Source organism: Prevotella dentasini JCM 15908, from assembly GCF_000614065.1.
GTDB lineage: Bacteria > Bacteroidota > Bacteroidia > Bacteroidales > Bacteroidaceae > Prevotella > Prevotella dentasini.
In genome coordinates, this window is the sequence record NZ_BAKG01000028.1 from 1 (window position 1) to 12,240 (window position 12,240).

General features: G+C 56.6%; 9 protein-coding genes and 2 pseudogenes. 5 read left to right on the forward strand and 6 right to left on the reverse strand.

Annotation, left to right across the window (positions count from 1 at the left end):
* Positions 1–405: 405 nt before the first annotated feature.
* The 5 genes from JCM15908_RS10875 (at position 406) to JCM15908_RS10895 (ending at position 5,686) form a co-directional block, all read left to right on the forward strand.
* On the forward strand, positions 406–1,884 hold the full coding sequence (locus tag JCM15908_RS10875) for an alkaline phosphatase family protein (RefSeq protein ID WP_025003343.1): 1,479 nt from the start codon (positions 406–408) through the stop codon (positions 1,882–1,884).
* A gap of 153 nt (positions 1,885–2,037) precedes the next feature.
* Entirely contained in the window at positions 2,038–2,652 is a 615-nt protein-coding gene (locus tag JCM15908_RS10880) for a deoxynucleoside kinase (protein ID WP_025003344.1), read from the forward strand.
* 175 nt (positions 2,653–2,827) lie between these two features.
* On the forward strand, positions 2,828–3,439 hold the full coding sequence (locus JCM15908_RS13865; protein WP_036893209.1) for a deoxynucleoside kinase: 612 nt from the start codon (positions 2,828–2,830) through the stop codon (positions 3,437–3,439).
* A gap of 195 nt (positions 3,440–3,634) precedes the next feature.
* The gene (gene trxB, locus JCM15908_RS10890; RefSeq protein WP_025003345.1) at positions 3,635–4,558 is read left to right on the forward strand and encodes a thioredoxin-disulfide reductase; all 924 of its coding nucleotides are present in this window, start codon (positions 3,635–3,637) and stop codon (positions 4,556–4,558) included.
* 207 nt (positions 4,559–4,765) lie between these two features.
* Positions 4,766–5,686 (forward strand): bifunctional methionine sulfoxide reductase B/A protein, encoded by a 921-nt coding sequence (locus tag JCM15908_RS10895; RefSeq protein ID WP_036893216.1) that lies wholly within the window; start codon positions 4,766–4,768, stop codon positions 5,684–5,686.
* Positions 5,687–6,369: 683 nt separating this feature from the next.
* On the opposite strand, the gene JCM15908_RS10900 is transcribed toward JCM15908_RS10895, so the two are convergent.
* The 6 genes and pseudogenes from JCM15908_RS10900 to JCM15908_RS10925 form a co-directional block, all read right to left on the reverse strand.
* The gene (locus JCM15908_RS10900) at positions 6,370–7,038 is read right to left on the reverse strand and encodes a hypothetical protein (protein ID WP_025003347.1); all 669 of its coding nucleotides are present in this window, start codon (positions 7,036–7,038) and stop codon (positions 6,370–6,372) included.
* 26 nt (positions 7,039–7,064) lie between these two features.
* Complete coding sequence (locus JCM15908_RS10905) at positions 7,065–7,850, reverse strand: Omp28 family outer membrane lipoprotein (RefSeq protein ID WP_025003348.1); 786 nt, start codon at positions 7,848–7,850, stop codon at positions 7,065–7,067.
* Positions 7,851–8,002: 152 nt separating this feature from the next.
* Positions 8,003–9,672, reverse strand: a pseudogene (locus JCM15908_RS13870) (DUF6029 family protein).
* Positions 9,673–9,844: 172 nt separating this feature from the next.
* The gene (locus JCM15908_RS10915) at positions 9,845–10,336 is read right to left on the reverse strand and encodes a TlpA family protein disulfide reductase (protein WP_025003349.1); all 492 of its coding nucleotides are present in this window, start codon (positions 10,334–10,336) and stop codon (positions 9,845–9,847) included.
* 257 nt (positions 10,337–10,593) lie between these two features.
* Positions 10,594–11,189: pseudogene (locus tag JCM15908_RS13880) on the reverse strand (DUF4738 domain-containing protein).
* 139 nt (positions 11,190–11,328) lie between these two features.
* Positions 11,329–11,757, reverse strand: a complete 429-nt coding sequence (locus JCM15908_RS10925; protein WP_025003350.1) for a hypothetical protein — start codon at positions 11,755–11,757, stop codon at positions 11,329–11,331.
* Positions 11,758–12,240: the final 483 nt, after the last annotated feature.

Genomic DNA, 12,240 nt, shown 5'->3' on the forward strand with positions numbered 1-12,240 from the left:
GCCGGAAAAGCGAGTGCAAAGGTAAGGCAAAATGTGATAACTTCCAAATGTTTTGAGGATTATTTTCAGAAAAATTCCCATAATTGACATAAATCAAACAGAAATGGGGATTTTTTCCACCGCAAACGCGGAAGGGAGGCAGGGACGTGGCGGACGGGAGCGGCACTTTCGTGGGGCGAAAGTGCCGCTTTGAGACTGCGAAAGGGGCTTGCCGGTGCAGTGGGCTGACTGCGGGCAGACGGGGCACGGCGGAAACTCCGTGGGGCCTGCAGCGCAAGAAAAGCTGCACAGCACTTGTTTTTCTCAAAATTCTATTGTATCTTTGCGGAGAAAACGACAAAGGCGAACCTGACTTCTGGCAGGCGTCCAATGGAGGAACAACACTATACTATATAAATAAGGTATATGAAGAAAATGACTCTGCTCGCCGTGGGGCTGCTGACGGCCGTCATGGCATGGGCACAGCCCGAACGGCCAAAGCTGGTGGTGGGACTGGTGGTAGACCAGATGAGGTGGGACTACCTCTACTATTATTACAACGAGTACGGGACGGGCGGACTGCGCAGGCTTCTGGACGAGGGATTCTCGTTCGAGAACACGCACATAGACTATGCACCGACCTACACCGCCATCGGGCACGCGTCGGTCTATACGGGTTCGGTGCCTGCCCTGCACGGGATAGCCGGCAACTACTTCTATCAGGACGACAGGGACGTCTACTGCTGCACCGACCCGAAGGTCAGGAGCGTAGGCTCGGACAGCCGCGAGGGACAGATGAGTCCGCACAGGATGCTCGCCACGACCATCGGCGACGAGCTTCAGACGGCGACCGACTTCCGCTCGAAGGTCATCGGGGTGGCACTGAAGGACCGCGCCTCGATACTCCCTGCCGGACACGCTGCCGACGCCGCCTACTGGTGGGACACGTCGGCAGGGCACTTCGTCAGCTCAACCTACTACATGAAGGAGCTGCCGCAGTGGGTGCAGAACTTCAACCGGACGAACCACACCGAACCGAAATTCAACATCAAGACCTCGAACCTCGGCGTTACGATGACCTTCAGAATGGCAGAGGCGGCTCTGGAGAACGAGCGGCTCGGACAGGGAGGCGAAACGGACATGCTGACGGTGAGCATCTCGTCGACGGATGCCATAGGGCACGAATTTTCGACGCGCGGAAAGGAGAACCACGACGTGTACATGCAGCTGGACAAAGACCTGACGCACTTCCTGCAGACGCTCGACGAGAAGGTGGGCAAGGGCAACTACCTGCTCTTTATGACGGCCGACCACGGAGCCGCCCACAACTATAACTACATGAAGGCCAACCACATACCTGCCGGAGCATGGAACTACAAGAAGACGGTGGCCGGACTGAACGCCCACCTGAAAGGGCGGTTCGGAATAAGCCCGGTGATGGGAGAAGACAACTACCAGTTCTACCTGAACGACTCCGTCATCGCGGCGGCAGGGCTGAAGAAGCAGGACGTCGTCGACACCTCCGTGGAGTTCCTCAAGCAGGACCCGCAGTTCCTCTACGTGTTCGACGAGGAGAAGATTGCGACCACGACAATGCCCGAGTGGCTCAAGACGCGCATGGTGAACGGGTATTTCCGCGGACGCTCGGGAGAGATAGGCGTCATAACGCGCCCGCAGTTCTTCGGGGCAAAGGACTCGCCCGACTACCGCGGCACGTCGCACGGGCAGCCCTATCCCTACGACACGCACATTCCGTGGGTAATGATGGGGTGGCACGTCGGCCACGGCACGTCCAACGCCGAGACCCGCATCACCGACATCGCCCCCACCGTCTGCGCCATGCTGAAGGTGCAGATGCCGAGCGGAGCTGTGGGAAAGGTCTGCCTCCCGGCTGCGGCAAGATAGGAAAGACGGACGCGGCTGCGCAGCACCGGCAGTCCCCGGCAAGCAACATCCATCACGAAGAACAGACCCGCGGCAGTGGGAGGCACACCGCCCCCCACCCCTCCGGCAGACGATGCCGGCGAGGAGGCAAGCGGGTTGAAGAGACACACTTATATGCACATAGCAATAGCAGGAAACATCGGGAGCGGAAAGACTACCCTGACCACGATGCTCGCCAAGCGATACGGCTGGCTGCCGAGGTTTGAGTCGGTCGACTACAATCCGTATCTCGACGATTACTACAAGGACATCAAGCGGTGGTCGTTCCCCATGGAGGTATTCTTCCTCAAGGAGCGGTTCCGCGACCTGCTCGAAATAAGCAAGACCGAGCAGACGGTCATACAGGACCGCTCCATCTACGAGGGCGTCTATGTCTTCACGGCGAACAACTACGCCATGGGCAACCTCGACGAACGCGACTACGAGACGTACATGGAGCTGTTCGAGGACATGACCGACAGCGTCAGGTATCCCGACCTGATGATTTACCTACGCTCCTCGGTCAGCCATCTCGTGGCGAACATAGAGAAGCGCGGACGCGACTACGAGCAGCGGATGCCCCTCGAATATCTCGAAAACATCAACATGCGGTACGACGACTTCATAGCCAACCAGTATAAGGGACGCGTGCTGACGCTCGACGTAGACCACCTTGACTATCAGCACAATCCGAAAGACTTCGGATTCGTTACCGACAAGATAGACCGCGAGCTGTTCGGACTCTTTTAATCCAGAAATTCAGAATCACCACCGCCTCACGCCGGGCAACCTGCGGCAGCGTCGCAGCCTTCCAAGGCCGGGATTCCGCGAGGCGTTCCCTCTCCCACGGAGAGGACAAGGAAAGTATCTAAAAACATTCCCCGCTCCGCTCCGGCGAGGGACCGGGGAGAGGCTTTTTCAAAATATGCACATAGCAATAGCAGGAAACATTGGCGCAGGCAAGACAACGCTCACGAAGATGCTTGCCAAACGATATGGCTGGAAGGCGCACTTCGAGCCGGTAGACAACAACCCGTATCTGGAAGACTACTATGCGGACATGAACCGATGGTCGTTCAACCTCCAGATATACTTCCTCAACAAGCGGTTCCGCGACGTGGTGGAGATAGCGCGCTCCAGCGACACCATCATTCAGGACCGCACCATCTTCGAGGATGCGCGCATCTTCGCGCCCAACCTCTACGACATGGGGCTGATGACGGAGCGCGACTTCAAGAACTACACCGACCTCTTCGACCTGATGCTCAGTCTGGTGGAGCTTCCCGACCTGCTCATCTACATCCGCTGCTCCATACCACGGCTCATCGACCACATACAGCAGCGCGGACGCGACTACGAGCAGACCATCCGCATAGACTACCTGCGCGGTCTCAACGACCGGTACGAGGAGTGGATAAAGTCGTACACGGGCAAGCTCCTCGTCATAGACGGCGACACGACCGACTTTCAGGACAATCCGCAGGACTTCGGCCGCGTTACCGACAAGATAGACCGCGAGCTGTTCGGACTCTTTTAATTCACAATTCATGATTATGACTGCCGTCGCTGCAGCCTCGCTGCCTTGCCGTTCTGTACGCTGCGGCAGTATGACAGCCACAGCTCCACCGGCTCCGACGGCCACCGGCAGGCAGCCAAACCCCACGGGAAGCGGCAGCCGGGCCTCCTTTGGCACACTATTTGAAGAAAAACAATAACATAACAACTATCAATTATGGAAAAAATCAAGACACTCATAATCGGCAGCGGCCCTGCCGGTTATACTGCCGCCATCTATTGTGGGCGTGCCAGTATGAAACCAGTAGTCTACGCAGGTCTCCAGCCCGGAGGACAGCTCACGACAACCACCATCATCGAGAACTTCCCCGGCTTCCGCGAGGGCATCGATGCCAATCAGCTCATGGGCGAGATGCGCCAGCAGGCCGAGAACTTCGGTGCGGAGGTGCGCGACGGCTCCATCGTAGAGGCCGACCTCAGCAGCCGCCCCTTCCATCTGAAGGACGAGCGCGGCAACGAGATTGAGGCCGAGAACGTCATCATTGCCACAGGTGCGAGCGCAAAGTATCTCGGACTGGCCGACGAGGAGAAATACCGCGGACAGGGCGTCAGTGCCTGCGCCACCTGCGACGGATTCTTCTACCGCAAGCGCGTCGTGGCCGTAGTAGGCGGCGGCGACACGGCATGCGAGGAGGCCATGTACCTTTCCTCACTTGCCAAGAAGGTCTACATGATTGTGCGCAAACCGCAGCTCCGTGCAGCCGAAATCATGCGCAAGCGCGTAACAGAGCAGGAGAACATCGAGATACTCTACAATACCAACACCCTCGGCCTCTTCGGAGAGAACGGCGTAGAGGGCGCGCACCTCGTCCGCTTCAAGGGCGAACCCAACGAAGAGAAGTACGACATAGCCATCGACGGCTTCTTCCTCGCCATCGGACATACGCCGAACACCGAGCTGTTCAAGGGACAGATAGACCTCGACGACCACGGATTCATCATCACTCAGCCGAAGTCTACCAAGACCAACATCGAGGGCGTATATGCTGCCGGCGACGTTGCCGACCCCACCTACCGACAGGGCGTTGTCGCCGCCGCATCGGGCGCAATGGCTGCCATCGAGGTAGAGAGAGCACAATAAGAAAACTACACACCATCCCTGAAGCCTCTCCCCGACCCTCCCGACAGGCAGGAGGCAGGGAGAGGCTTTCTATAAAAGCATCTGCCTATGACAAGACTACAGACCATACTGCCACAGGTACTCATGGCGGTACTCGCCTGCGCCTGCAATGCACATGCCGGAAAGCATGCTGCCCAACCGTATCAGACACATAACGCAAAAGACACTATGGAATATAAGAAACCCGACAAGACAACGCTCCGACGGACACTCACCGCCGAGCAGTATGCCGTTACACAGGAAGCTGCCACCGAACGACCCTTCGCCAACGAGTACGATCAGGAGTTCCGGCCCGGCATCTATGTCGACGTTACCACGGGCGAACCGCTCTTTGTCTCTACCGACAAATACGACTCGGGCTGCGGATGGCCTGCCTTCTCGAAGCCCATATCGGAAGACCTCATTACCGAACACGAAGACCGCTCGCACGACATGGTACGCACCGAGGTGCGCAGCCGGACGGGCAACGCCCACCTCGGACACGTATTTGCCGACGGACCCAAGGACAAGGGCGGACTGCGCTACTGCATCAACTCTGCCTCGCTGCGGTTCATACCCGAAGAGGAAATGGAAGAGAAAGGCTACGGACAATACCTCTCCCTGCTGCGACAAACAAAGGAAATTTATCTTGCAGGCGGATGCTTCTGGGGCATGGAACACTATGCCAAGCAGATAAAGGGAGTAGTGGAAACCGACGTGGGCTATGCCAACGGAAAGACAAAGAACCCTACCTACGAGGAGGTGTGCACCGACCGCACCCAGTTTGCCGAGACCGTCCGCATCGCCTACGACCCCTCCGTCGTCAGTCTCGAAGCCCTGCTCGCCTTCTACTTCAAGGCCATCGACCCAACCAGCGTCAATCAGCAAGGCAACGACCACGGCACACAGTATCGCACGGGCGTATATTATACCGACCCTGCCGACCTCCCTACCCTGCGCCGCGCCTTTGCCAACGAGCAACTGAAGATAAAGGAGAAAATCGCTGTAGAGCTGGAACCGCTGAAGAACTACTACAAGGCGGAGGAATACCATCAGGACTATCTCGACAAGAATCCGGGCGGATACTGCCACATACATATCAAGCCGTAAAAATCATTTCCTCTCCCCTCCTCCGAAGGGGGGGAGTACTAAATAAAGGGGAAATCCTCTCCTGCCCTACAGACGAAGGGCGGCGACTTGTAGGGACAGGCCCCGTGCCTGTCCGAAACATACGGGGCGGACAGACACGAGGTCTGTCCCTACATCTTTGTTTGCTGTAAACAATGGTATTCGGGCTTGGAAGCGGTCATTATGCACATTATCTCTGCAACACAGGCGAAGCGCAGGCGACCTGTAGGGACAGGCCCCGTGCCTGTCCGAAACAGGCAGAGCGGACAGACACGAGGTCTGTCCCTACATCTTTGTTTGCTGTAAACAAGGGTATTTAGGCTTGGAAGTTGTCATTATGCACATTATCTCTGCAACACAGGCAAAGCGCAGGCGACCTGTAGGGACAGGCTCCGTGCCTGTCCGAAACAGGCGGAGCGGACAGACACGAGGTCTGTCCCTACATTTTTGTTTGCGGATAGCAGATATCCATATCCCCGAAACACAACCTTGGAATTTTGAAAGAGGAAAAGAAGAAACATTGCGGCTATGTCGCGGCACAAATAAAAACAGACGCCCTCCCCTGCTCTTTCACGAGCAAGGGAGGGCGTGGCTTTTATTCCAAAACAAAGGGAAAGCCCCGGTATCTCCCCACCTACAGGGAGGGGGAAAGAGTAGGTCTCTTTTTACTTAACCACACGCTTAACGGTCTTGCCATTGGCAAGGCGGACGATGTTCAGACCCTTCTGCGGAGCAGAGAGGCGCGCACCAGAGGCATCGTATACGGCTACCACCTTATTGCCGGCTGCGCTGCCCACGGCAGAGATACCTGCAGGGTCGGCATTGACAAACTTCACGGTAACCTTCGGGCCATAGGCTTTTATTTCCGACTTGTCCTCTTCGTCCATGATTTGAATCTGGACCGTTGCAGACCAAGTAGCGTAAACCATATCCTGCTCGCCTGTGTCGTCATTCGTCTTTGTTGGAAGCCATTCAGTCTGAATACCCTTGACATCGTCACTCAAGAACCCAGCCACACTATTGAAGACTTCCTGCTTCTCGCTCAGTGTGCAGTTTTCGGGGAAACAGCAAGAGTAGCTTGTGCCCACAGGCATCTGTGCCAAGTCGCTGCTGAGACGTACAAACACTGGGCCAGAAACGTTCTTCTTAGCGCGGAAAGGGACAACCATCTGAAGCTCTCCAAACTCACTTTCTTCAACTTCGTTCACAACAACTGTGCTGCCGTCGGCAACCTCGTTTCCGTCTTTGTCGATAAAGACAACACTATTATCTACCTGTGCAAAAGCCATCATCCCTGCAAGGAGGGAGAGGCCAAGTGTAAAGATTCTTTTCATAAAACTATTTATTGATTAAATCATGTTTATTTCATTGAAAGAGGCTGGCGCACAACCTGCTTGACGCCGCCATCGCCATAGATAAAGGCTACGATGGCGAGGTTCTCGAGCTTCCATCCCTCCTCTGCGCGGAAAGTGAAGTCCTGAACCTTGGTCTCGCCCTCCTTAATGGAGATATCTGTTCCCCACGCACCGTTGACAGCCGCACGGAGGACGTTGTTCTGTACATACTCGCGGTCAACGCTTCCGTCGGGGAGGGACTGCATCGCCACGATGCCGTCTTCCACCACCCAAAGCTGGAGCTTTCCGCTGATGTTTTCGCTGGCAAGTGCGCTGACTTTGATACCCATGCTGCCTTCGGCATTGACATCGGCGTTCACGCTGATGGCTACGGGTGCAGGACGCTGCAGTTCAGCGCGCACGGCACCTGCCCACTCGGGATAGTTGATGACGCCCGAGACGCGGTTGACAAGTCCTGTCGGCTCTGCCTCTACGCCCCACGACTTGTAGTATTCCTCACCGAGGGCCGTCCAAAGGCCGACGAGCCTTGCAGAAGGCTTGAGGGCAAGAGGGCCGGAGTGTATGGCTACGGCAATGACATTGTCCTTGCCGTACTGCTCCTGCATCTTCTCTATCTCTTCGTGTGCCTTGGGGCAGTTGATGCACTTCTGTCCCGTGAAGTCCTCTACGAGGACAGCGCGAGCCGCTGCCTGCGGCTTCTGATATTCGAACCGCTCGTTCTCGCCGACACGGTCGCAGGAAGCGAGGAACAGGGCGGCAAGCGAGAGGATGGCTGTTGCTATTCGTTTCATAATGATAATATACCTACCCCCTTTCCTTTCACGGAGGAACGGCATGCCCACAGGGCGGAAGGGGGAAGAGGGATTGCTGTTTTTGTTGTTAATAGAATAATGAGAGGCCGTCCCCCGGCTGCTCCTTCCGGAGCGGCCGGGGGAGAGGCTGCTTAGAAGTTGTAGTTATACGAGAGGGTGAATCCCTTCGATGCCGGAACATAGCGGCACACACCGCCCGAGCAGTTGAAACCCGCACGCGTGCGGCCGTAGCCGAGCTGAAGGCGGTGGGCACCCGAGTTGAACGTGAGATAGCCCTGATAGTAGTGGAGCTTGGTCTCGCCGCAGTTATACATGTCCGACACGGTTATCATCCAGTGGGGCACGAGCGAGAGTTCGAGCAGGCCGAAGACCCAGTCGCCCTCGTCGTCCTTGGTGGAAAGATACTGCACCTCGCCACGGAGCGTAACCTTCGGGGAGAAGGTGTACTTGCCGTCTGCCACGAAGATGTCTGAATGAATCATTCCTCCCTCGCCTTCTACGACGGTCTTGTTGTAGAACTGGTTCATATACATGAGCGAGAGCTTGAAGTCGCGCGTCAGCCTGCGCTCAACGTGGATGTCGAGGTCCTGATAATACATGCCCTCGTCGCCCCACTTCCAGAACGCCGAGCCGTAGCCCTTCGAGCCGAGAACCGACGCACCGTCGACAGAGCCGGAGAAATTGGGCGAACGGTCGATGGAACGGACGTGAGAGTAGTTCACCTTCACGTTCATGCCGTAGCGTCCGCCAATGGCAGTCTTGCGCTTGAAGTTATACCCGAGCTGTGCCTGATATGCCCACTCTCCCTCGGGATGGGTGGCGTATGGATAGAGCGCGGCAAGGGCGTAGGTCTGGTCTTCGGTGAAGGCCGGAAGGTGATTGATGAAGGAGGATGTTCCCGTCATTGTGCGGCGGCTGCGGAACGACATGTTGTCAGACCGCTTTGCTGCATGAGCACGCTCATTCCGCTGCGCGAATAGGATGCGGAGAGCATGGCCACGTTGCCCTTGCGGTAGATGTAGCCGTTGTCGAACGAGGGGTCCTGCGTCTTCTGTGCGTACTCTGCGAGCACGTTCACCCCACCCTTCTGTACCTGCAGGCGCGCGTCCCATGCGTGCACGTTCTGGGGGAAGCGGAGCATGTGGGTAGCGTCGGCGAAGATTCTGTCGTTCTCGTCCTCCTCGTATTTGTTGACGTATGAGCCGCCGACCATGATGTGCGTGCCGCTTTGCGAGAGCCGCTTGGACCATTCGTCGATGTTGAGTTCGAGGTCGCCACCCGAAATCCACGACGGGTTGTGCGACCAGTAGCGGCGTTGTTCGCCTGTGAGTGCTTTGAGTTGGATGCCCTTGTATGGCTTGAAAACCATCCGAACGCCGAGCAGGGAATTGTCTATTCCGAGGCTGCGCTCTTCGTATGTCCTGAATATGAAGCCGGAACCGAACTGGTCGTAGAAACTTCCGGCGGTAATCTCGAATTTTTCAAACTTTCCCTTCACGTAGAAGTTGGGGACTCCCCATCCCTTGAAGTCTTTTTCAAATCCGGGGAGGGGATGCTTGAGGAACTCGAACCGCAGTCCTGCATCTACGTTCTTCGACCTGAGGTTGATGTCGGCGTAGGTGTTGGTGAGTGCCCACTCGTCGTATTTGGGTGAGCCAATCTTCTCGTCTTCCTGCGGAACGAGGACGTCGCTCTGTATGCTTCCGCTGACGGTTACCTTGTCCGTTCCGTCTTCCTGCGCGAGGGCAGGGGCGGTGGCAATGGCGAGGGCCGCAAGGAGGCAGAGTTGTCTTCTGTTCATAGTTTTATTGTTAAATAAAGGTTTATCTGTAATTTAGGCTCCCCTGCTCTTTGCAGACGGGGAGACGCGGGGTGGCGTCTTGTGGAAACGGAGAGGACACGGGGGATAGTCCGGAAACACACCATGAAGAACAATCCCGGCTTTCCTGTTCCGTGCTTCTCCTCGTTTGCTTTTAGTTCTTTATCAGCTCGCGTACCTTCTCTATCAGCTCGTTCTCGGCTCCGTCGGTATATCCGTTGTGCTTGTAGGCGATGTTGCCCTTTCCGTCAACGATGATGACGTAGGGAATCATCTGTATGCCGAGGGCACGCTTGAACTCGCTGTTCGGGTCGAGCAGCACGTCGTACTCCCATCCGTATTCGTCTACCATGGGCTTCACCTTGTTGATGTTCTGCGCCTGATCGATGGAGACGGCAATGAGCTTGACGCCGGTTTCCTCCACCCAGTCCTGATAGACCTCGTTGATGGCCTTCAGCTCGCGGTTGCAGGGCTTGCACCATGTGGCGAAGAAGTCGATGATGATGGGCTTGCCCCCGTTGGAGAGCGTGTCGGTACGTACGGTGTTGCCGTTGATGTCCTTCAGGGTAACGGCTGGCAGCTGTGCGCTGACCGTTCCGGCAGCTCCCAGCAGCATGACGAGTAATGCAAAGAAAAGTTTCTTCATTGTTGTATTGGTTTATTGTTTATGATTTTGTTTATGAATCCTGTCCGCCTTGGGGCAGCAGTTTGCGGTTTCGTAAGAATCAGCGACAAAGATATGGATAATTATTAGATAATGCAAATTTTTGAAAGATAAAAAAGAGGATAAGGCGGAAAAAAATCCGACGCCCCGGCTCTCCCTCCACCCTGAGAGGGCAGGCGGAACGTCCGGGACCGAAACCGGCCGCCCCCTGCGGCTACCGTGCCTGAAGGGCGGGACGGCTACATGCCTTCTTCCTCGGCGGCCTCCAGCTCGGTCTTGCGGCGGAGGGGCTGCTGTCCGTTCCCCGTGTCGAGCTGGGTGGCGGAGCTGACGGAGAGGCGGCCGTTGTTGCTGACGGCCACGTCGATGGCACATACTCGTCGCTGTTGGGGTCGGGCGAGCCTACGCTGGCACCGAAGTAGATGGTGTTGCCCTCTACGCGGTCTATCATGAATCCCACGAGCGCGCCGTGGCGTCCGTACTGGTTGTCGGTGAAGTCGCGGAAGTCGTCCTTGGTGAAGGTCCGGTCGAAGAAGGTCGTCCCGTCCTTGCGCAGGATGAGCAGGGCGACGCGGTTGTCATAGTACTTGCGCCCGTCCTCGTCGGCAGCCATGGGCAGGCTGCGGTCGGCATACCTCCGTATGCGCACGGTGTAGGTGCTGCCGAGCCATTCTATGGCGCGCTCGTACTTGAAGTCGCTGAGCTGCTGCGGCCCTTTCCTTGTCTCGGGCTTGTGGACGATTCGCGTGATGATGTCGCTGGTCTTCTTCTCTTCCTTGCAGGCTGTCAGCCCGACGGCGAGGAGGGCCGCTATATATATAAGGTGTCGTCGCATCGTGATTTTCTTTCGGTCCGCCCCTCCGGCTTCTCCGGCGGAGGCGGTGATTGATTTTGTTTACAAAAGTACGGAAAAAAAGCGGACTGACAAGGAAAATGGACGAAAAAAGGAAGTCTGCCCCGTCACGGCCGCACCGTCAGTCTTCCGGCTGCCGGGGCTTTCCTCGCCTGATATCGAGCTTCATAGGGTCGGGTATCGCCTCGCGGAACTTCAGGTGCATGTAGCGGTCGATGAGCGGACGGACGCGGATGTTTTTCCTCCGCCTGATTTTGTCGAGCACGCCCGACGGACGGGACGGCGGCGTGGCGTGGAGGATGCGGAAGACCCGCCGAACGATGTCGTTGAATCCCAGCGGCATGCCCCTTTCGTCGAGCAGCCGCCCCGACTCCCACACTATGTGCGACAGTTCCACGAGGTCGCGCTTCGTCCCCATCCAGTAGAGCCGGTGCTCGGGGCTGCACCGCATGAGTTCGGCAAAGTCGTCTACTATCTTCTCCTTGAGTGCCGCCAGTTCTTCCTTGTTCCATGCCACGTCGTCTTTTTTTGCCAAGAGTATTGTTTCCATTTTTTTGAGATTGTCGGGAGTTTTCCCGTATGTGAATAATTAAGGTCTTTTCCTGCCGCTCCATTCTCGCCGCAGGTTCTCGTCTGCTTCCGGCTCCGGGCATCGTCTTTGCCGGATGCTGTCTTTTCTTCTACATCATGCGGCAAAGATAGGAAGCAGGCGTGCACAATAAGTTCACTCGCTGAAATTTTTTCGTTAAATAAAACTAAACGAGACGTCGCCGTCCGCGCGCAAAGTCAGGGAGCGGCAGGCATGGAACAGGGAGGCGGCCCGGGCATGCCTGCCGTGCGTGCATTGCAAAATGTGCGGACAGGCCAAATGGGGATTCCACGCAAATTCACGCCGCAGATGTAGGGACAGGCCCCGTGCCTGTCCGCTCATCCGCCTGCTCCCAACCGCAAACAATCCTCGCATTTCGGACAGACACGCGGTCTGTCCCTACAAGACAAATGGCTACTCCATGCAGACTCGCACCGCAAACGT